This is a genomic window from Streptomyces phaeofaciens, assembly GCF_014648915.1.
GTDB lineage: Bacteria > Actinomycetota > Actinomycetes > Streptomycetales > Streptomycetaceae > Streptomyces > Streptomyces phaeofaciens.
This window is the reverse complement of sequence record NZ_BMSA01000038.1, coordinates 26,300-47,200: the sequence shown is the minus strand read 5'-3', so window position 1 is coordinate 47,200 and position 20,901 is coordinate 26,300. Positions and strand designations below refer to the sequence as shown.

Annotated in this window: 17 protein-coding genes; 5 read left to right on the top strand and 12 right to left on the bottom strand. The window is 74.3% G+C overall.

Going from position 1 to position 20,901, the window contains the following annotated elements; translation table 11 throughout:
* Positions 1-2,067 carry a SpoIIE family protein phosphatase gene (locus IE275_RS40280; protein WP_189717669.1) on the bottom strand — a complete coding sequence of 689 codons (2,067 nt, stop codon included), beginning with the start codon at positions 2,065-2,067 and terminating at the stop codon, positions 1-3.
* A 251-nt stretch (positions 2,068-2,318) separates the two neighbouring features.
* Between IE275_RS40280 and IE275_RS40275 the strand changes: the two genes are divergently transcribed.
* Positions 2,319-4,790, top strand: a complete 2,472-nt coding sequence (locus tag IE275_RS40275; protein ID WP_373299375.1) for a SpoIIE family protein phosphatase — start codon at positions 2,319-2,321, stop codon at positions 4,788-4,790.
* Positions 4,791-4,799: 9 nt separating this feature from the next.
* Here IE275_RS40275 and IE275_RS40270 read toward each other — a convergent pair whose 3' ends face one another.
* The 7 genes from IE275_RS40270 to IE275_RS40240 all read right to left on the bottom strand — a co-directional run bounded on the left by IE275_RS40270 (position 4,800) and on the right by IE275_RS40240 (position 9,598).
* Entirely contained in the window at positions 4,800-5,285 is a 486-nt protein-coding gene (locus IE275_RS40270; RefSeq protein ID WP_189717667.1) for an SRPBCC family protein, read from the bottom strand.
* Complete coding sequence (locus tag IE275_RS40265) at positions 5,282-5,677, bottom strand: ArsR/SmtB family transcription factor (protein ID WP_189717666.1); 396 nt, start codon at positions 5,675-5,677, stop codon at positions 5,282-5,284. Before IE275_RS40265 ends, IE275_RS40270 begins: the two co-directional genes overlap by 4 nt.
* A 110-nt stretch (positions 5,678-5,787) precedes the next feature.
* A complete protein-coding gene (locus IE275_RS40260) occupies positions 5,788-7,389 on the bottom strand; it encodes a polyamine aminopropyltransferase (RefSeq protein WP_189717665.1) in 1,602 nt (533 codons plus the stop codon).
* Positions 7,390-7,400: 11 nt separating this feature from the next.
* The gene (locus tag IE275_RS40255; RefSeq protein WP_189717664.1) at positions 7,401-7,838 is read right to left on the bottom strand and encodes a DUF350 domain-containing protein; all 438 of its coding nucleotides are present in this window, start codon (positions 7,836-7,838) and stop codon (positions 7,401-7,403) included.
* Between the two features lie 94 nt (positions 7,839-7,932).
* Positions 7,933-8,334: a DUF4247 domain-containing protein gene (locus tag IE275_RS40250; protein ID WP_189717663.1), complete on the bottom strand. Its 402-nt coding sequence runs from the start codon at positions 8,332-8,334 to the stop codon at positions 7,933-7,935.
* Positions 8,331-8,837 (bottom strand): DUF2617 family protein, encoded by a 507-nt coding sequence (locus tag IE275_RS40245; RefSeq protein ID WP_189717662.1) that lies wholly within the window; start codon positions 8,835-8,837, stop codon positions 8,331-8,333. Before IE275_RS40245 ends, IE275_RS40250 begins: the two co-directional genes overlap by 4 nt.
* A 167-nt stretch (positions 8,838-9,004) precedes the next feature.
* Complete coding sequence (locus IE275_RS40240) at positions 9,005-9,598, bottom strand: TetR/AcrR family transcriptional regulator (protein ID WP_189717661.1); 594 nt, start codon at positions 9,596-9,598, stop codon at positions 9,005-9,007.
* A 134-nt stretch (positions 9,599-9,732) separates the two neighbouring features.
* On the opposite strand from IE275_RS40240, the gene IE275_RS40235 reads away from it, so the two are divergent.
* Both IE275_RS40235 and IE275_RS40230 read left to right on the top strand, forming a co-directional pair.
* Positions 9,733-10,725: a patatin-like phospholipase family protein gene (locus IE275_RS40235; RefSeq protein WP_229871085.1), complete on the top strand. Its 993-nt coding sequence runs from the start codon at positions 9,733-9,735 to the stop codon at positions 10,723-10,725.
* Position 10,726: 1 nt separating this feature from the next.
* On the top strand, positions 10,727-12,325 hold the full coding sequence (locus IE275_RS40230) for a flavin-containing monooxygenase (protein WP_189717660.1): 1,599 nt from the start codon (positions 10,727-10,729) through the stop codon (positions 12,323-12,325).
* Here the strand turns inward: IE275_RS40230 and IE275_RS40225 are convergent.
* Positions 12,249-13,400 carry a LacI family DNA-binding transcriptional regulator gene (locus IE275_RS40225; protein WP_189717659.1) on the bottom strand — a complete coding sequence of 384 codons (1,152 nt, stop codon included), beginning with the start codon at positions 13,398-13,400 and terminating at the stop codon, positions 12,249-12,251. The genes IE275_RS40230 and IE275_RS40225 overlap by 77 nt on opposite strands.
* An 88-nt stretch (positions 13,401-13,488) precedes the next feature.
* Between IE275_RS40225 and IE275_RS40220 the strand changes: the two genes are divergently transcribed.
* Positions 13,489-14,634 (top strand): NADAR family protein, encoded by a 1,146-nt coding sequence (locus IE275_RS40220; protein WP_189717658.1) that lies wholly within the window; start codon positions 13,489-13,491, stop codon positions 14,632-14,634.
* Positions 14,635-14,641: 7 nt separating this feature from the next.
* On the opposite strand, the gene IE275_RS40215 is transcribed toward IE275_RS40220, so the two are convergent.
* From IE275_RS40215 to dacB, 3 genes are all read right to left on the bottom strand, one after another.
* A complete protein-coding gene (locus IE275_RS40215) occupies positions 14,642-15,274 on the bottom strand; it encodes a DUF6629 family protein (RefSeq protein WP_189717657.1) in 633 nt (210 codons plus the stop codon).
* A gap of 127 nt (positions 15,275-15,401) precedes the next feature.
* Positions 15,402-17,198: a protein kinase domain-containing protein gene (locus IE275_RS40210; RefSeq protein WP_308435766.1), complete on the bottom strand. Its 1,797-nt coding sequence runs from the start codon at positions 17,196-17,198 to the stop codon at positions 15,402-15,404.
* Positions 17,199-17,407: 209 nt separating this feature from the next.
* Entirely contained in the window at positions 17,408-18,802 is a 1,395-nt protein-coding gene (gene dacB / locus IE275_RS40205; protein ID WP_189717656.1) for a D-alanyl-D-alanine carboxypeptidase/D-alanyl-D-alanine endopeptidase, read from the bottom strand.
* A 448-nt stretch (positions 18,803-19,250) separates the two neighbouring features.
* Between dacB and IE275_RS40200 the strand changes: the two genes are divergently transcribed.
* Positions 19,251-20,801: an MFS transporter gene (locus IE275_RS40200; protein WP_189717686.1), complete on the top strand. Its 1,551-nt coding sequence runs from the start codon at positions 19,251-19,253 to the stop codon at positions 20,799-20,801.
* Positions 20,802-20,901 lie beyond the last annotated feature (100 nt).

Here is a 20,901-nt window from a genome sequence, read left to right as displayed (position 1 = left end):
TCAGAGCGCGCGGGCGACCAGGAGGGCGACGTCGTCGTGGTCGTCGGGGTGGCGCAGGCCGTACAGCAGCAGGTCGCAGATCTGCTCCAGGGGCCGTTCGGGTTCGTCCAGGAAGCCGAGGAGGACGTTCAGGCGGTCGTCGATGGGGTGCTGCCGGGTCTCGACCAGGCCGTCGGTGTACAGCACCAAAAGATCGCCGGGCCCCAGGTCGGCGGTGGTGGTCTCGAAGTGGATGCCGCCTACGCCGAGCGGTGCGCAGGGCGGCAGGTCGAGCAGCACGGGGGCCTGTCCGGGGCGGGCCAGCGCGGGCGGCATGTGTCCCGCGTTGGCGATGCGGCACCGCCCGGTGCGGGGGTCGTACACGATGTAGAGGCAGGTGACGATGTAGTGCTCCAGATCGCAGGTGATCTTGTCCAGATGCTGGAGCACGTCCCCGGGGTCGAGGTCGAGGTCCGCGTAGGCGCAGGTGGCGGTGCGCAGCCGGCCCATGGTGGCGGCCGCGTCGATGCCGTTGCCCATGACGTCCCCGACGACCAGCGCGGTCTTGTCGTCGGTCAGGGGGATGACGTCGTACCAGTCGCCGCCGACCTCGCTGGTGGTCTGCGCGGGCTGGTAGCGGGAGGCGACCTCGAGACCGGTGTGGTGCGGCGCGTGGTCGGGCAGCAGACTGCGCTGGAGGGTGAGGGCGGTGTTGCGCACGCTCTGGAACCAGCGGGCGTTGTCGATGGCCACGGCGGCGCGGCCGGCCAGCTCGCTGGCGAGGATCACGTCGTCGTCGTCGAACGGCAGCGGATTGCGGGTCCGCTTGAGGTCGAGGGCGCCGAGCACCTCGCCGTGGGCGATCAGCGGCACGGCGAGATACGAGTGGACCCCGGCCCGGGCCAGCATCGCACCGGCCTCGGCGTCCCGGGCGATCCGCGGGATGTCCTGGTCGCCGACGTGCCGCACCAGCACCGGGCGGCCGGTGTGCACGCACAGGGTGACCAGCCGGTCCCCCTCGTAGGCCGCGATGTCACCGGGCGGGTCGGCGGCCCGCAGCGCCACCGTCGGGTGGGCCGCCTTCAGGGCGAGGGCCCGGAACAGCTCGGAGCCGTTGTCGGGTCTGCGGGAGCGGCGGCAGGCCAGGGCGGAGTCGAGGATGTCCACGGCGACCACGTCGGCGAGCTGCGGGACGGCGATCTCGGCCAGTTCGCGGGCGGTCCGCTCCACCTCCAGCGTGGTGCCCACCTTGGTGGAGGCGTCCGCGATCAGGGCGAGGCGCCGCCGGGCCCGGTCGGCCTCCGAGGCGGCCCGGTGGCGTTCGGTGACGTCGACGACCGACACGGCGGCGCCCAGGACCCGCCCGCCGGGGTCCTCCAGCCGGTAGAACGACAGCGACCAGGCGTGCTCGTGGTCGGGATCGGTGCGGGGGGTGCCCACGTGGTACTGGTCGAGCAGCGGGGTGCCGGTGGTGAGCACCTGGCGCAGCGCGGACTCGATGGTGTCGACGTCCGGGAGGGGCAGGGTCTCGCCCAGGTGCCGGCCGACATGGTCCTCGGAGGGGATGCCGTCGATGCGTTCGAGGGCGGGGTTGACAAGGACGTACCGCAGATCGGGGTCCAGCAGGGCGAGGCCGATCGGGGACTGGTTGATCAGCCGCTCGCACAGGGCGAGGTCGGTCTCGACGCGCTGGAGCAGGGCGTGGTCGGCCGCGATGCCCAGCGCGTAGACGTCCCCGAGGTCGTCCTGGAGCCGCATGTTGCGGAACTCCATCAGCCGGCTGCTGCCGTCCTTGTGGCGGATGGGGAAGGCGCCGGCCCAGCTGCGGCCGGTCTCCAGCACCTCCGTGAACAGCCGTACCACGGACTGGAGATGCTCGGGGTGGACGAACAGCCGTGCCGCGTACGCGCCGAGGGCCTCCTGCGCGCTGTAGCCGAACAGCTCCTCCGCCTGCGGGGTCCAGAACACGATCCGGCCCTGGGTGTCGACGACCATCGCGGACACGCTCAGCACGTCCAGCAGACCGGTGCTCGGGGGCACCTCGGAGGGGCGCGGGCCACCGTCGGACCCGAAGGGTTCGGTTGTCATCCGAGATCCTCCTCCACCGTTCGGCGGGACGCGGCGGCGCTTTTCGGCGCGGCCGCCCACCTGGGCTCAGGCCACCGGCCCTTCCATGCTCCCTCCCGTCCGCCGGGTGCGACACCGCGGCGGCCGGAAGGCGGCCGGAAGGCGGCCGGAACGCGGCCGGGAGCCGGGGCCGCGGCCGGGCGCCGTGTGCCGGGCCACGGCCGGGCGCCGTGCGCATCGGCCGGACAAGCAGGAACATGGTCGGGTAGAGGATGGCTGCAATGGATTCTGCGCGAGAGGCTTCCGACGCCCCGACGACCGCGGGACCGCGCGATCTCCTCGACGCGTCCACCGACGCGGCGGCGATCGTCTCGGGCGACGGCGTCGTGACCGGCTGGACACGGGGCGCCGAGGCACTGCTCGGACACCCGGCGTCGGAGGTGGTCGGCGGCTCCGCCGCGGCGCTGGTGGCGATGCCCGCGGACCCGGCCAGGGTGGCCGCCGTCGCGGCGCGCTGCCGTGCCGGCATGGGCTGGAACGGCCTGATCTCCGCACGGCACCTGGACGGCCGGACCGTCGAGGTCGACCTGCGGGTCTCCGCGTCCTTCCGGATCGGAGAGCAGGAGTGCTTCCTGCTGTCGGCGCGCCCGCAGCGCCGGCCCGTCACGGTCGACCCGTCCGTCATCGACGGCTTCCTCACCCGCTCCCCGGTCGGTATGGCGGTGCTGGACCTGGAGCTGCGCTACGTGTGGCTCAACGACACGCTGGAACGGTTCGGCGGGGTGCCCCGCGAGCAGCGGCTGGGCCACCGGCTGAGCGAGCTGCTGCCCGGCCTCCAGACGGTCGCCATCGAGGGCCAGATGCGCAAGGTCCTGCGGACCGGGGTGCCGATCACCGACTACGAGTACGTGGGCTGGAGCTGGGCCGACCCGCACCGTCAGCACGCCTACTCGACGTCCTTCTTCCCGCTGGTGGGCGCGGACGACACCGTCACCGGCGTCTGCTACATGGTGCTGGACATCACCGAGCGCTGGACCGCCCGCCGGCTCCTGACGCTGGTCAACGAGGCCGGGACCAGCGTGGGCACCACCCTGGACGTGATGCGCACCGCGCAGGAGCTGGCCGACTTCGCCGTGCCCCGGTTCGCGGACTTCGTCGTCGTGGACCTGCTGGAGCCGGTGCTCAGCACCGAGGGGCACGGCACGTGGCTGACGGACGCGGGACCGGCGCCCGCCCGGCCGGTGATGCGGCGGGCCGGGATGAGTTCGGTGCGCGAGGGCTGTCCGGAGGCGGTGGCCAGGATCGGGGACCGGGTGGACTTCCTCCCGCCGCCGCACGACGCGACCCTGCTGATCGACGGCGATCCGATCCTCATCCCGGTCCTGGACCCGGCCGACGAACTGTGGGCGTCCCAGGAGCCGGAGCGGGCGCGGAGCATGCGCGAGTGGGGTCTGCACTCCCTGGTCTCGGTGCCGATGCGGGCCCGGAACACCGCCCTGGGCCTCACCACCTTCGTACGGTCGCTCAACCCCGTCTCCTTCCAGCCCGACGACGTCCTGCTGGCCCGGGAGCTGGTGGCGCGGGCAGGGCTGTGCGTCGACAACGCCCGCCGCTACACCCGGGAGCACACGGCGGCGGTCACCCTCCAGCGCAGTCTGCTGCCCCAGGCCCTGACCGGCGGCACGGCCGTGGAGGTCGCCTCCTCGTATCTGCCGGCCGACGCCACGGACGGTGTGGGCGGCGACTGGTTCGACGTGATCCCGCTGTCCGGGGCGCGGGTGGGCCTGGTCGTCGGGGACGTGGTGGGGCACGGCATCACCGCCGCGGCGACCATGGGCCGGCTGCGCACCGCCGTGCAGACCCTCGCCGACATGGAGATGCCCCCGGACGAACTGCTCGCCCACCTCGACGACCTGCAACTGCGGCTGAGCGTGGAGGCGGCCGACGACAGCGCCCGGCCGAGCACCGCCACCGCCGTGCTCGGCGCGACCTGTCTGTACGCCGTCTACGACCCGATCACCCGGCGCTGCACCATGGCCCGGGCCGGTCACCCGCCGCCCGTCGTCGTCGCGCCCGACGGCCAGGTGTCCTTCCCGGAACCGCCGGCCGGGCCCCCGCTCGGGCTGGGCGGGATGGCGTTCGAGTCCACCGAGATCGAGCTGCCCGAGAACAGCCTGCTCGGGCTCTACACCAACGGGCTGATCGGGGGCGCCGACCGGGACATGGAGGCGTGCATGGTCCGGCTCGGGGAGGTGCTGGCCCGGCCCGCCGCCGACCTCGCGGCCCTGTGCACCTCGGCGGTGGAGGAGCTGGTGCCCGTGCCCCAGCCCGACGACATCGCCCTGCTGCTGGCCCGCACCCATGCCCTGGGCGCCGACCATGTCGTCTCCTGGGAGGTGCCCGCGGACCCGGTCGCCGTCGCCGAGGCCCGGGCCAGGGCCACGCGTCAGGTGGAGGAGTGGGGGCTGGGGGAGCTGGCGATGACGTCGGAGCTGATCGTGAGCGAGCTGGTCACCAACGCGATCCGCTACGCCGACGGGCCCATCCGGCTGCGGCTCATCCGCGACGCGCGGCTGACCTGCGAGGTCGCCGACGCCAGCAGCACGGCCCCCCGGCTGCGGCACGCCCGCAGCACGGACGAGGGGGGCCGTGGCCTCTTCCTGGTGGCCCAGCTCTCCCACCGGTGGGGAGCCCGCTACACCGGAGAGGGGAAGATCATCTGGGCGGAGCAGGAGATCCCCTGACCGGGGTGCTCAGCCGGTCAGCAGGTCGTCCATCTGGCCGACGGCCAGCTTCAGGCCCTCCTCCATGCCCATGGTCACCAGCTGGTCCATCTGTTCCCGGGTGTCGAAGGCGGACCGGATCTCCATCCGGGTGCCCTCGCCGTGCGCGGTGAGCCGGACGGACACCGTGGTGGTCGGCATGGTGGTGCTCGGGGTCCCGTCCGGGTCGGCGAAGCCGTCGGTGAACTCCAGGGACGTGGGCGGGGCGACCGAGGTGACCCGCCACCAGCCGCGGTGCCGGTCGCCCTCGGGGCCCGTCATGACGTACGTGACCTCGCCGCCCGCGGTCAGGTCGTGATCCTCGACGGTCGCCGGGTAGGTCGGCGGACCCCACCAGCGCTCCAGCCGCCGGGGGTCGGCCCACAGCTCCCAGACCCGCTCGACGGGGGCGGCGAAGTCGGCGATCAGGGTGAGGGTGAGGCTGTCGAAATCCTTGTCCACGCTGGTCACACTCATCGTTCCGGTCCTTCCTTCGGACGGTGTTCGTGCGTGCCGGGGTTCGTGCGGGGGTGCTGCGGCTCCTGTGCCAGCAGGCCGGACATCCGCGCCACCCGGCCGCGCCACAGGGTGTCCAGGTCGTCGAGCGCCTGCCGGGCCCGTGCCACGGCCTCGGGCTCCGTCAGGACGAGCTGTTCCCGTCCGTGCCGCCGCTTGCTGACCAGCCCGGCCCGCTCCAGCACCGTCACGTGCTTCTGCACCGCGGCGAAGCTCATCGGGTAGGCGGCGGCCAGCTGGGACACGGACAGATCGCCGTGGACGCAGCGGCGGAGTATGTCCCGGCGCGTGGTGTCGGCCAGCGCGTGGAAGAGCCGGTCCAGGCTCCCGCTGTCCCCTTGATGTGAAACCATTTGGTTGTACGCTAGTCGACGGCCCGCCGCCTGTAAACCGCGGTGGACGGGGCGTGGGCGCCGCGTGGGCCGGCCGGGGCGGAGCCCGGATCAGCCGGCCGGGGCGGGGATCAGTAGTTCTCCCACTCGCTCTGCACGTACTCCAGCACCGCCGGGTCCATCAGCGTGCTCGGCCGTACGTCCACGCGGCGGCGGTCGACGGGGAACACCGTGGCCGCCTTCAGGACCGCGTCGTCGAGGTAGCGCAGGGGCGGCGCGTCCGCCGCCAGCCGCAGCGGTGGGGGCGCGCCGGTGCCGGGGGAGGCGAGGACGTAACCCCAGTTGCCGAAGCTCGGCACGTCGACCTGGAACTCGGTGGTCGTGTAGCCCGCGGCCTCGACGGTCGCGGCGATCGACCAGAACGTCTTCGGCGCGAAGAACGGCGACCCGCTCTGCACCATCACCTGGCTCCGCGGCGTCAGCACCTGGCCGAGCAGATGGTAGAACTCCACCGAGTACAGCTTGGCCAGGGCCGCCGTGTCGGGGTCCGGGAAGTCGATGACGACCGCGTCGTACCGCTCGTGGGCGCTGCGCAGCCAGTTGAACGCGTCCGCGTTCACCACCTCGACCCGGGGGTCGTCCAGCGCCCCGTCGTTCAGCGCGCGCAACGGCTCGAACCCGCGCGCCAGCCGGGTCATCGCCGGGTCGAGTTCGACGAGGGTCACCCGCCGTACGTCGTCGTAGCGCAGCACCTCGCGCAGCGCGAGCCCGTCGCCGCCGCCCATGATCAGCACGTTCGCGCGGTCGCCCGACAGCGCGGGGTGGACCAGCGACTCGTGGTACCGGTACTCGTCGACGGAGCTGAACTGGAGGTCGCCGTTGAGGAAGAGCCGCATGTCCGGCTCGCCCGTGAACGCGGTGGAGCGGGTGACGACGATCTCCTGGTACGCCGTGGTCTCGGCGTGCACGATCGGGTCCCGGTACAGCTGCTGACGGGCGGTGACCTCCAGCTCGTCCGCCAGCGCGTACGCCGTGCCGAGCACCGCCAGCACCGTCGTGACCGTGGCGAGCAGACCGAGCTGGACCGAACGCCGGGTCTGGCGGCGGAAGATGAACACCACCACCACGACCCCGGCCACCGCGTTGACCGCGCCCACCACCAGCGCGCCCTTCAGCTGGCCGAACGTCGGCAGGAGCACCAGCGGGAAGCAGAGCCCGCCGACGAGTGCGCCGATGTAGTCGACGGCGAACATGTCGGCGACCGCGCTGCCCGCCTCCTGCCGCCGGATGCGCTGCAGCAGCGTCATGAGGAGCGGGATCTCGGCGCCGATCAGCAGTCCGACCACCAGGGTGATCACGATCATCACCGGGGTGTAGAGCTGGAGCCAGGCGAACGCCGCGTACAGCACCAGCACCGACAGTCCGCCGACGAGCGCCAGGGCCGCCTCCACCAGCGCGAACGCGCCGACCGCGCGGCGGCGCAGCGGTTTGGCGGCGAGGGAGCCGAGCCCCATCGCGAAGACCATCACGGAGATGACCACGGAGGTCTGGAGGACCGAGTTGCCGATGAGGTAGCTGCCCAGCGCGGTGAGTGCCAGTTCGTACACGAGACCGCAGGCCGCGCAGAGGAACACGGCGAGCAGCAGAAGGAAGCGCGCCCCCCGGGAGTGCCGGACGGCCGGGGGGCGGGCGGGTGCCGCGGTGTCGCGGCCTTGCGGGGTGACGGTGGTCATGGGGGCGGCGGCTACGAGATGGCCGCGCCGACCATGACCGCGGTGCCGAGGTACATGCCGGCCTGGACCCAGGCGCCGGGGTGCGGACGGCCGTCGCTGTCGTCGAGGACGACCGCGCCCATCTGGCCGGGGGTGAGCAGACCGATCACGATGCCGACGACCGTCATCACCAGGACGCCGGCCAGACCGTACAGGAGGGTGCTCAGCAGGCCGTAGCCCAGGCCCTCTTCGGACTCGCTGGCCCGGATGGCCTCCATGATGACCAGGCCCACGGCTATGGACTGGCTGCCCAGCAGGACGGCCGCACCGCGGTTGCGGTCCGTCCAGACCACGTGGAAGAGCTTGCCGGGCGTGACGAGGTCGAGGGCGATGAAGCCGGCGGCCATCACCACGAGGCCCACGACTCCGTAGAGCAGGGCCTGGCCGGTCGACTCGAAGATCTCGGTCACTGCGTTGCCTTTCTTCAGGTCTTCAGGTCTTCAGGGCGTGGTCAGGGTCTGCGGGACGCGGCCGCGCGGGGTGTGCGGACCGGCTCGGCGCGGGTCACTTGCCCTCGCCGGGGCCGCCGCCGCGGAAGCTGGCGCTGTCCGGGTCGGGCCAGCTGCTGAGGTACTGGCTGTGGCGGTGGTAGCCGTTGCGGTAGTCCTCTATGGCGATCCGGCTGCCGCCGCCGGCCGGCGAGACGGTGACCAGGTCGTCGCCGTAGCGCAGGAACTCCATGCTGTCGCCGCTGGCGCGGTCGAGGGACTCGCGGTGGCCGTGGATCGCGTCGGCGACCACGATCGGGTTGCTGTCCGGGTCGAGCCAGTCCGCGCCGTCCGCGGTGTACGTGTCGCTGATCCAGCCGCGCGGGACCCCGTCGTCCCCGCCGGAGGAGCAGGCGGTGAGCAGGACCGCGGCCAGCACGGCCGCAACCGCCGCGCGGGTGAGTCGGGAGCTGTTCATCGGGCCTCCAGCCGGGTCTGCGTCGATACGATCTGGCCGTGCTGCGGATAGGTGTGCCACGTGCGCCAGACCAGCCCGCCGCCCGCCGGTCCGTCGGCCGCCTCGACGACCACGGCCGTCACCGCCTCCGGTGAGCCGGGGAAGATCCCGCACAGGCTGTTCTCGTTGTCGGCCACCAGGCCGAGGACCCACGCCACCTCGGCGCTGAACGCCTCCGGGTCCAGACGCCGGGTCTCGGCGCCGAAGTCGTAGGTCCAGCCCGGCAGTTCCTCGCTGTGGGTGGCCGGCAGGCCCCGGTCGGTCTCGCGCAGACACGCCACGGTCTCCCGCACCGGTCCGACGAAGACCTGGTGGGAGGCGCCGAGCAGCCGCAGCCGTACGTCGATCCCGCCGACGACGACCTCGCGCTCGGCGAGGGCCGGCCGCTCCGGAAGGTCCAGGGAGAAGCAGAGCTGATCCGCGTCCGTGTCCAGGTAAGGGGCACCCAAAGAAATGGCATGCATGGTGGACTCCCCCGGTCGGATCTTGCTATAAGCGGCGCCGAGTATGGCACATGTGACGCACGGGGTTTAAACGACGGGGTGCGGAATGATCGAATCCGGTCGGGCGGGGCCGGTGGAGGTGCCTCCGCGGGAGTCGTGCCGCGGGGCGCGGGTGCCGCCGGACGCGGTCACCCGCGGCCGCCCAGGACCAGTCGCAGGGTGTCGGTGAGCACCGCCGTGGGCACGGTGGGGTCCGCGATGCGCTGGACGCCGAGTCCGATGCCGAGGCCGAGCAGCGTCGCGGCCGCCCGGTCGACGGGCATGGCCAGCGAGGTCCCGGTGTCCTCGGCCAGGGTGAGCAGCAGCTGGGCGAGCACCTCGCGGACCGCGGCGACCCGTGCCGTGATCTCCTGGCGCAGCTCGGCGTCGTGGCGGGTCCCGGTCAGGAACTCGACCTCGAGCGCGGTCCAGGCCTCCTCGCCGATGTGCGCCTCGCTCCACGCGCCGAAGGCCGCGAGCCGGTCGTCGATCCCGCCGCCGCCCATGACGGAGTCCGTGAGCAGGGTCAGCTGATCCGCGCGCACCGCGTCGAGGACGGCGAGGCAGAGATGGCCCTTGCCGCGGAAGTTGGAGTACACGGCGCCCTTGGAGTAGCCGGCCGTCTCGGCGACCTCGCCGAGGGACGTGGCGCCGTAGCCGTTGCGCAGGAACAGCTCGCGGGCGGTGGCGACGAGCCGCTCCCGGGTCTGTTCCTGGCTCTCGACGCGGCTGAGGCGGGCCATGGCGGTGCACCTTTCCGCCTCGCGCGGCGTTCCCGAGAGGCTCTGGCTCCGGATCCTATCCGCCCCCTGTCCCCGGCATTCGGATACCGCTAGTATCCCGATCTCGTCGGTATCCCGATTGGTCGGAGACCCCGTTGACCCCTACAGGCACATGCCCGACCCCCTCCCGCGGACTGGTGCTGGGCTGCGGCGGAACCCTCGGCGCCACCTGGACGATCGCCGCGCTGCACGCGCTCCGGCAGGCCCTGCGCTGGGACCCGCGCGAGGCCGCGGCCCTGGTCGGCACCTCGGCCGGAGCGGAACTGGCCGCCCTGCTCGGCGCCGGCGTCGGCGTGGACGAGCTGCTCGCCGCCCAGCTGGCCGACCCGGGGGCCCGCCCCGAACTGGTCCGTCACTTCACGGCCCCGCCCCGGGGCCTCCCGCCCCGCCCGGCCCTCTTCCCGGGCTCGCCCGCCCTGGCCCGGCTCGCCCTGCGGCGCCGCGTGCCCGCCCTGGCCGGACTCTCCGGCGCGCTGCCCCAGGGCCGCGGGGACGCCCGCCGGCTGACCGCCCTCGCCGACCTCCTCACGCCCGCCGGGGGCTGGGTGTCCCATCCCGCGACCTGGCTGGTGGCCACGGACTTCGACACGGGCCGACGGACGGTCTTCGGCCATCCGGACACCCGGCCCGCCGCCCTGCGGGACGCGCTCCGGGCGTCCTGGGCGGTCCCGGGCTGGTTCCCGCCGGTGCGCATCGGCGGCCGGCGGTACGCCGACGGCGGCATCCTCTCCACCGCCTCGGCCGACCTCCTGGTGCCCCTGGGCCTGGACGAGGTGTACGTCCTCGCGCCGATGAGTTCGTCCACCCCGGTGCCCCGGACCGGACTCGGCCGGGCCGAGGCACTGCTGCGCCGGGTCATGACTCGGACGCTGGACGCCGAGTGCGCCGCGCTGCGGGCGGCCGGCACCCGGGTCGTCCGGATCGAGCCCACCGCCGCCGACCTGGCCGTGGCCGGCGGCAACTTCATGGACCCCCGGCGCCGCCCGGCCGTCCTGGAGACGGCGCTGCGCACCACCCGCGCCGCCGTACGCCGGCACCTCGGCGACCCGGCCGGGGCGCGGCCCGCCGCCCGGACGACAGGAGCCTGACATGCCGCACCCCGACAGCCCCGACAGCCCCGACAGCCCCGACAGCCCCGACAGCCTGGACGGCTTCGGGAGCCCTGACAGCCCCGACCGCTTCGACAGCCCTGACCGCCCGGACCGCCCGGACCGCTTCAAGGCGAGCGTGGCCCGCGAGACCCGTGACGTGGAGGCGCTGATCATCGGCAGCGGTCTCTCCGGCATCGGAGCGGCCATCCGGCTGCGCCGGGCCGGTGTCCATGACCTCGTCCTCGTCGAGAAGGCCGACGACCTGGGCGGTACCTGGCGGGACAACACCTACCCGGGCTGCGCCTGCGACGTGCCCTCCGCCCTCTACTCCTACTCCTTCGCCCCCAACCCGCGCTGGACCAGGGCGTTCGCCGGGCAGCCCGAGATCCGCGCCTATCTGCACGCCACGGCCGCCGCCCACGGCATCACCCCGCTCGTCCGGCCGCGCACCGAGGTCGTCCGCGCCCAGTGGCACCCCGGCGACGCGCGCTGGCACGTCGAGACCACCCGCGACCGCTACCGGGCCCGCTTCCTGATCTCGGCGGCCGGCCCGTGGCACGAGCCGGCGGTCCCGGACCTGCCCGGCCTCGCCGACTTCCCCGGCACGGTCTTCCACTCCTCCCGCTGGCGCCACGACCACGAACTGACCGGGGCCCGCGTCGCGGTGATCGGCAGCGGCGCGTCGGCCGTGCAGTTCGTGCCTGCCATCCAGCCGCGCGTCGCCCGGCTGCACCTGTTCCAGCGCACCGCCCAGTGGGTGCTGCCCAAGCCCGATCATCACGTCCCGCGCGCCGAACGCCTGCTGCTGCGCCGCTTTCCCGCCGCCCAGCGCGCCCTGCGCGGCGCGGAGTACGCGGCGCTGGAGGCCTTGGGCGTGGGCTTCCGCCACCCGGCCCTGCTGCGGGCGGTGCAGCGGGTGGGCGCGCTCCATCTGCGGGCCGCCGTCAGGGACCCCCGGCTGCGCCGGGACCTGACGCCCGACTACACCCTGGGCTGCAAGAGGCTGCTGCTGTCGAACACCTACTATCCGGCGCTGACCCGCCCCAACGTCACCGTCCACGCCACGGCCGTCCGGGCGGTCGAGGGCGGCCGGGTCGTCGGCGCGGACGGCAGCACCGCGGACGTGGACACCATCGTCCTCGGCACCGGCTTCCACATCCTCGACATGCCCATCGCCCGGCGGGTGTTCGACGCCGACGGCGCCAGTCTCGACGACCACTGGAAGGGCAGCCCGGACGCCTACCTGGGCACCACCGTGAGCGGATTCCCCAACGCGTTCGTCCTCCTCGGCCCGCATCTGGGCACCGGGCACTCCTCCGCCTTCATGGTCCTCGAAGCCCAGCTCGACCACCTGGTGGGCGCGGTACGGCACGTCCGCTCGGCGGGCTGGGCGGCCATGGACGTCCGCCCGGAGGTGCAGGCCGCCTTCCGGGCCGAGGTCCGGCAGGCGCTGCCGACCACCGTCTACAACGCGGGCGGCTGCTCCAGCTACTACCTCGACGCCAACGGCCTCAACAGCTTCAGCTGGCCGTGGTCGACGGGACGGATGCGCCGCCGGCTGGCCCGCTTCGACCCCGAGGCCTACGACGCCCGGTGAGAGCGGATCCCGGGCCGGGGGCTCGCGGGGGCGCGGTCGAGGCGCGCACGACGAGGCCGACGGGTGGGTCGCTCGACGGCAGGGGGGCCGCGCCGGGGTGCTCGATGGCGTGCACGAGACGCTTCAGGCCCTCCCGCGCCACGGCGTCGAACGGCTGCGGCACCGTGGTCAGCGGCGGAGTGACGAAGGCGGCGACCGGGGTGTCGTCGAAGCCGACGACGCTGACGTCCTCCGGCACCCGCCGGCCGGCCTCCAGCAGGGCGCGGATCAGGCCGATGGCCATGTCGTCGTTGGCGGCGAAGACCGCGGTGACGCCGGGGTCCTCGGCCAGTGCGCGGCCCGCCCGGTGGCCGGAGGCGGCCGACCAGTCGCCCTCGACGACCGGCGGCACCTCTCTGTCGTGCGCGGTCAGCGTGGCGCGCCAGCCCTCCAGCCGGTCCCGGGCGGCGTACCACCGCTGCGGACCGGCGAGGTGATGCACCGTCATATGTCCGAGGTCCAGGAGGTGTTCGGTCGCGGTGCGGGCCATCAGGCCGGCGCCGCCGCCCGCCGTCAGCACGGTGGGCGCGGTGACCGGCGAGGGCGCGCCGAGCACCAGGACGGGCACGTCGGCCCGCAGGGCGATCTCGCCCTCGCCCCTGCCCTCGCCTCCGGACTCGTCGATCGGTTCGGAGACGACGATGCCGTCCACCCCCTGGTCGAGGAGCGAGTCCACGGCGCCCGCGATGCCGGCCGGGTCGCCCTCCACGGTGTTGACCACCCGCAGCGCGTAGCCGGTGTCCCGGACGGCCCGCTCGACACCCATGAGCAGCGAGACGGGCCCGTACAGCGCGGTGCCCAGGGTCACCACCCCGATGGAGCGGCTGCGCCCGGAGGCCAGCGCGCGGGCGGCGTCGTTGCGCCGGTAGCCGAGTTCCTCCGCCGCCTCCAGGACCCGCCGGCGGACCTCGGTGGAGACGTACGGCTCGTCGTTGAAGACGCGTGACACGGTCTTCTGCGAGACCCCGGCCAGCCGGGCGACGTCCACGCTGCGCGGCGCGGCGGCGTGTCCGCCCCGCCCGGTCCCTCGCGTCATGGTGTCTCCCGGTGGCTGTGCGGCCCGCCTTCGATGATGTCAGGAAATTCGCGCGCCTCCCCGTCGGCAGGTCCGCCAGAATGCTCCGATGATCGGATCGAGGATCACCCATCGTGTGGCGGACGGCGTGCGCGTCCCCGGAACCTGGCGCCACGCCTTCATCCGCAACGGCGGCAGCTACTTCCTGACCGACCTGTTCGTCTACGCGGACGGGCTGGTCGACTGCTGGGGCCTGGTCACCCTGGACGGGTTCGAGGAGAAGCTGCGCACCGGCTGGGTCGCCACCGATCTCGAGGCCGGCGCGCGGGTGTCCGCCCATGAGATGGCCCTGTGGAAGTTCGACGAGCCGCACTCCTGGCTCACCCCCGAACTGCTGCTCGCCGAGGTCCGTGACACCGTCGAGCAGCTCAACGGCCGCCCGGACTCCACGGACCGCTGCCTGGCCGCCGTCGACGCGTTCCTCGCCGACCGGACCGAGGAGAACCGGGCGACGGCCCGCGAGGCCTACCTCGCCATCCCCGAGACGCAGCGCCACTACGCCCTCGGTGACATGGACCGCAAGGACTGGCAGCTCCAGGTCCTGGTGGCCGGGCCCGGCGGGTACCCGGAGGACCGGCCCGACGACCCGGTCACGCAGGAGGCCTACGACAGCGCGCTCGCCTACTTCGAGCAACGGGACCGGTCGGCCGCCGCCCGCGCCGCCCGGGTCCCCGCGGACGGCCCCGACACCCCGTTCGCCCCCGCGATCCACCTCTACCAGACCTTCGTGCGGGAGCCGTCCGACGATCCGGGCACCAACGCCCTGCGCAACGACTACCCTGCCCCGATCGACCTCGGCGGCGTCACCTACGCCTCCGTCGCCCACGCCTACTGGGCCCTCTCCGTCGCCGACCCCGGCACCCGCCCGGCGGTCGCGGCGGAGGACAACGCCCATGCCGCCCGCACCCTGGCCGCCGACGCCCCGCGCCGCGACGGCTGGGAACAGGCCCGCACGGCGGTGCTGACCACCCTGCTGCGCGCCAAGTACGCCCAGCACCCCGCCCTCGCCGAGATCCTCCTGGCCACGGACGACGCCACGCTCGTCTACGACGACATGGACTCCTGCTTCTGGGGCGACAACGGCGGCCGGGGCCGCAACTGGACGGGCCGCCTCCTCGAACTCGTCCGCTCCGAACTGCACGCCGCCCGCACGGGATTCACCCTCGGCGAGACGGGCGGACCCGCGCTCGCCTGACCGTGCGTCACATCGGTGCCCCCCGTGCCCCGTCCCGCCGGGCCCGCGCCCAGCCGAACAGCACCACCGAGCAGACGGCCGCGACCGCGCACCACGTCGAGACGAACTCCGTCCGCCACAGCGCCCAGCAGCCCAGTGCGCCCACCCCGGCCAGGAACCCCAGGGTCTCCAGCCGTCGGTCGCCCGACAGCAGCAACGAGCCGACGGTGGCCAGGAGATAGCCCACGACGAGCACGGCCGGGAAAGGGGCGTCGACGGCGTAGCCGATCGTGCGGCCCCGGATCTCGGCCGTCACGGGTCCCGTGGCCAGGGCGTACGCCAGCACCGCGGCCGTCGCGGCGCCGACCGCGAGCGGGACGAGCAGCCGGGGCCGGGCGGGCGGCGGGGCGGCGCACCACACCCCGACGGGCGTCCACACCGCCAGCAGCGGCAGCGCGATCACCGCCCAGACGACGGTGGCGGGCCCGCCGCCCCCGCCCGAGCGCCAGACCACCGACTCGACGATCTGGTGGACGCCGAGCAGCAGCGGCAGCGCGGCCAGCGGCAGGGCCCGGGGGTCGCGCACCCGCGCCGCACAGGCCACCCCGACGGCCGCGATGCCCGCACCCGCCACCAGATCGGCCGTCGCGCTCCAGCACATCACGCCACCTTGCGGACCCCGCCGGGCCGACGGCCCACGCCCCGCCGGGGCCGGGTCGCCATTACTCCGTCCGTACGACGACGGCGCGGCCCGCCGCCAGGGAAGCGCCCCGGCGCCTTGCGTGCCGTCAGTTCGGGGCGCGCAGCGCGGCCCAGGTGCCCTGCTTCACCACGCCGGTGGCGTCGAGTCCCACGGCGGTCTGGAAGCGGGAGACCGCAGCCTGCGTACCGGGGCCGAACTCGCCGTCGACACCGGAACCGCCCAGGTCGTAGCCGCGCTCGGTCAGCATGCACTGCGCCTGGAACACCCGTTTGCCGCTGTCCCCGAGGCGGGTGCGGCCGTTGCCCGCGTAGTACGTGCACTCGGTGTTCCAGGGCGCGGTCCCGGCATCGGCCGGAGCGGTGCCGGCGGGCGGGGACGGGGTGGGGGAGGGGGACGATGAGGAGTCGCCCGCCGGGACGGCGGGGACGTCCTGCGAGGCGCCGGAGGGGGAAGCGGTGGCGTCGGCGGGCGGGGCGGCCGTGCCGCCGTCCTCGGGGAGGTCGGCGCGTGCGCTGGGCGCGCCCGCGACGGAGGCGGCCTCCGAGGCGGAGGGCGCCGTCGCCCCGGCGGGGTCGGCGGGCAGGTCCCCCGGCACGCCGCCGGCCGAGGCGGCCGCCTCCGGTGCGGCCGTCCGCCCGGGACCGTCGTCCCGCGTCAGCACGAAGGCGCCGGCCGCGACCGCGCACAGGGCGGTTCCCGCGGCGACGGCCAGGACCCGCTTCCGGCGTGTCCAGGGCCGGGGCGGCGTCGAGGGCGCGGTGGCCCCGGTGGAGGCGGCCGCCGGGTCGGGCGCCTGTCGCTCCCCGCGGTCGGCGGCGGGCACGGGCGGGCGCGCGGGCGTCCCCGCCCTGTCCCGGTGGTCCGTCGGACGCAGCAGCGCCGCCCGTTCGACGGGCAGCAGGCGCAGGATCTCGTACGCCGCCTGCCGGGCCCGTACCGTGCCCCGCAGCGGGTCCGGCCAGTCGGCGGCTCCGGTGGTGAATCGGCGTGCGGTGCCGGTGAGTTCGTCCGGTGTGGGCCGCAGTTCCGGCTCCTTGGCGAGGCAGGCGGTCAGCAGGGCGCCCAGGTCCGGGTCGGCCGCCGCGACCAGGCCGGTCACCTCCGGGTCGGGTTCCTCGTAGGCCACCCGGTGCATCACGTCGACGCCCGTCCCGTCGCCGAACGGGGCGCGTCCGGTGGCCGCGTAGAGCAGGGTGCAGGCCAGCGAGAACACGTCCGACGCCGCGTCGCAGTGGCCGGTGCGCAGATACTCGGGCGACATGTAGGCCGGTGTGCCGACCCGGTTGCCCGTGCCGGTGATCGCGCTGGCGTCCACGGCCTTGGAGATCCCGAAGTCGATCACGCAGGTGCTCCGGAGCGACAGCAGCACGTTGGACGGTTTCAGGTCCCGGTGCACGACTCCCGCGGCGGACAGGGCGGTGAGCACCTCGCCCAGCTCCGCCGTCAGCCGCCACACCGTGGCCGCGGGCAGGGCTCCGCCGCCGCGCACGGCGTCCGCCAGATCGAGTCCGGGGACGTACTCGGTGGCCATCCACAGGAGTTGGCCGTCCCACCCGGTCCCGCACAGCCGCGGCGCGTGCGGCGGTCCGAGCCGGCCGTGCACGAGGGCCTCGCGTGCGAAGCGGCGCTGGAAGCGGACGTCCTCGGCGTACTCGGGCCGGATCACCTTCACCGCGAACAGTCCGGGAGTGTCGTCGGCGGTCCGCGCCAGATAGACCCGCCCCATGCCGCCGCTGCCGAGCACCGCGACCGGCACGAAGGTGCCGACGCGGTCCGGGTCGCCGATCCTCATTGGCGCGGCGCCGGTCTCCCGGAGCGCGGCCGCCTCGGCCTTCGCGGTGTCCGCCGAGGAGTGGGCCGGGGAATTCGCGGGGGAATTCACCGAGGGGTGCGCCGAGGAGTGCGGTGAAGGCGGCCGCCGGTCAGACACGGATCTCCCGAAGTGATGTTCGCCGTAAGTCAGTTCGCATACGAGGGGGAGAACGAGGCTAACCCAACCACGGCCCGTGCTCAGGGTTTCCGGCGCTTCCGGCGGAGCGGACGGAACGGTCGGCGGGGAGCACGGGCCGGGATGCGGCGGGGGCGTCGGGGCTATGCCCAGCAGCCGTTGACGGTCGCGGCGAGGCCGTCCATGGCGTCCTTGATGTCGTTCGGGGCGGCGGTGGAGCCGTTCTCGACGAACGAGAACACCTTCCACCTGCCGTCCTTGCCCTGGGTCAGACCGCTGAGGGCGACGGCCCCGGTGAGCGTGCCGGTCTTGGCGTGCACCTTGCCGACGGCGCACCGGGAGTCGGCGTCGTCGAAGCGGCCCCACTCCGGGCCGAGGGTGCTGCCGGCCTCGCCGGAGACGGGCAGGCCGTCGAGGACGGAGCCGAGGACGCGCCGGTGACGGGGCTCCGTCAGCAGGTCCAGGATCTCCGCGAGGGTGGCCGCCGGGATCCGGTCGGCCCGGGACAGTCCACTGCCGTCGTACATCTCGAAGTGGGCGAGGGACACGCCGTAGCGCAGGCTCAGCACCCCGCGGACGACCTCGGTCCCGCCCTCGAAGGTGGCCGGGCGGCCCGCGCCGAGGGCGGTCGCCCGCAGCAGGGTCTCGGCGATGTCGTTGTCGCTGGTCTTGAGCATGGTGTGGACGATGTCCGACAGCGGCGCCGACCTGTGCCGCGCGACCGGTACGTCGTGCGGGCCCGCCGTGGCCCGGGTGACGGCGCCGTCGACGGTGACGCCGGCCGCGGCGAGCCGGGCGGCGAAGGCCTGCCCGGCGTCCAGGGAGGTGTCGTCCACGCCGTGCCCGTCGACGACGAGCGCGCGCACCGGGGCGACGGAGTCGGGGTAGTAGCCGGTGTTCCAGCCGTCGGCCAGGGTCGGCTCGGGGAACAGGCTGTCGTCGACGGCGACCTTCACGGTGGACACGCCCGCGGCCTTCAGTCCGGCCGCGGCGGTCTTCGCCAGCTCGGTGAGGTCGGCGGTGGTCAGGGTCCGGTCGCCGCCGCCGACGAGGGTCAGGGTGCCGTGGCCGTGGACGACCTTGGTGGTGAAGCGGTGGTCAGGGCCGAGCACGGTGAGGGCGCCGGTCGCCGTGGCGAGCTTGACGTTGGACGCGGGCATCAGCGCCGTGGACGCGTGGTGGCCCCACAGGACGGTGTCCGACGCGGCGTCGAGGACCACACCGCTGACGTCGGCGCCGAGGCGCGGGTCGAGGACGCGCTTCTCGAGGTTGGCCGCCATCTGCCGGTCGTCGGCGCCGAGGACGCCGTCCGGTGCCGTGTCCTTCGCCGTCGTGCCCGGGTCGTTCGCCGTCGTGCCCGGGTCCTCGCCGACGGCGAAGGCCGACGGGCCCGACAGCGCGACCGAGGCGAAGGGCACGGCCAGGGCGAGGACGAGCGCGCGTCGCATGCCGGTGCCGTTCCGCCGGAGTGGGTGGTTCCGGCGCCGGGCGCCGGGGATGGAGGGGGTCGCCGGAGATTCCGCCGTCGTGTCGCTCATGGGGGGTTCCAGGGTGCTCGTGGGGGTGCTGTGCGGGGTGGAGCGCGCGCAGATTATCACCCGTCACAGGTGACTCACGGATTGTGCAAACGCCGGACGTTTCAAGGGAGTTGACGAGAGGTGACGCCGCATCGGAGGTGGCGTCGGGGCGGTGTCCCCGGAGGCGGGCGCGCGGTGTCCGGGCGGCCGGGGCGCCCTGGCGCCCGGCGTGGCGACCCGGCCGTCCGGCGGGCGGGCCGCGTCGAAGATCCGCGGAAAACGGGGCCGGGATGTCGATTCTCCGGGTTACGGCGGGCGGTGGCTCGATTCGGCGCCCGGCCCGGCCCAGGGTGGTGCCCGTCAGCCCCACCCCCAGTGACCGGCGCCACCGGCGCCGCAAGGGAGAGTTTCCGTGAATGCCACGTCCACGGCGCACACGCCGCAGGAACGGCGGGCCGCCACGCTCGTCATGGCCTGCGTCGGCGTGTTCGTCGCCTATCTGCCGGTGACCACCGTCTCCGCCGGCCTGCCCGCGATCCAGCGGGCCCTGGACGCCTCGACCTCCCAGCTGTCCTGGGTCTCCGACGCGTTCGTCCTGCCCATGGCGGCGCTCATCCTCACCGCGGGCGTGTTCGGGGAGGTGCACGGCCGCAAGAAGGTCCTCCAGGCGGGGCTCGCGCTCAGCGGGCTCGGGGCCCTCGTCGCGCTGTGCGCGCAGAACGTCCAGGTCCTCTGGGCCGGCCAGGCCCTCGCCGGACTGGGCTCCGCCGCGCTGCTGCCCACCACCCTCGCCCTGATCAGCCACGCGGTGCCCGACCCGCGCGAGCGCGGCAAGTTCATCGGCCTGTGGGCCACCGCCCTGACCGCCGCGCTGGCACTGGGCCCCGTCGTCGCCGGAGTCATCCTCGACCACGCCGACTGGCGCTGGATCTTCCTGCTGCCCGTGCCCGCCTCGCTGGCCGCCATGGCCTGCGCGGCGCGGCTGCTGACCGACTCCCGTGCCCCGGGCTCCCGCCGGCTGGACTGGCCCGGCCAGCTCACCGCCGCCCTGGCGATCACCGCGCTCGTCTACGGCATCATCGAGGGCGGCGCCGGGTCCTTCACCGACGCCGGGGTGATGACCGCCCTGTCCGTCGCGGCCGTCGGCGCCGTCGCGTTCGTCCTGGTGGAACGCGGCGGCCCCAGCCCCATGCTGGACCTCACCCTGTTCCGCAGCCCGGCCTTCACCGCCACCACCCTGATCGCCATGATCAGCTTCCTGGGCCTGATCGGGTTCTTCTTCGTCCTCAGCCTCTACTTCGGCATGGTCCAGCAGCTCTCCACGCTCGACGCCGCCTGGCGGCTGCTGATGGTGAGCATGATGCCGCTGGTGCTGGGCGCGCCCGTCGGCAAGCTCGTCCACCGGGTCTCGCCCCGGCTGCTCATCCCCGGCGGCCTGCTGGTCGCCACCGCCGCCCTGCTCTCCCTCACGGACATCGGCGCGGACACCTCGTTCGGCTCGCTGGCCTGGCGGCTGGCGCTGCTCGGCCTCGGCATGGCCTTCGTCATCACCCCGATGACCGCGACCGCCGTCAGCTCGGTCCCCTTCCACCAGGCCGGGATGGCCGCCGCGGCCAACAACGCCTTCCGCCAGGTCGGCGGCGCCCTCGGCCCCGCGATACTCGGCGCCCTGCTGTCCACCCGGGCCGTGCACGCCCTGCCCGGCCACCTCACCGGCGCCGGACTGTCCGGCCCCACCGTCCGGCAGGTCACCTCGGTCGCCGAGTCCGGTGGCATCGGGGCCGTGGGCGGGCTCGACCTCGGCGCGGACACCCCCCGGGTCCTGGGCGCGCTGTCCGAGGCCTTCCTGGACGGTCTGCACCTGTGCCTGGTCGTCTCCGCCGCGCTGACCCTGCTCGCCGCGGCCGTCGGGGCGCTCCTGCTGCGCGGCCCGCGGCGGACGGCACGGCCCGTGGCCACCGGCCCCCGCCCGGCCGCCGCGCAGGCCCCGTCCCTGACGGGCGGGCCCACCGCGGGGTGACACCGGCGTACCCGGCCGGCGCACAGAGCGGAACGCCGGCCGGGTACCGGCGCCGTCCGTGGGGACGGGTACGGCGCCCACCGGGGCCCGGGACCGCACG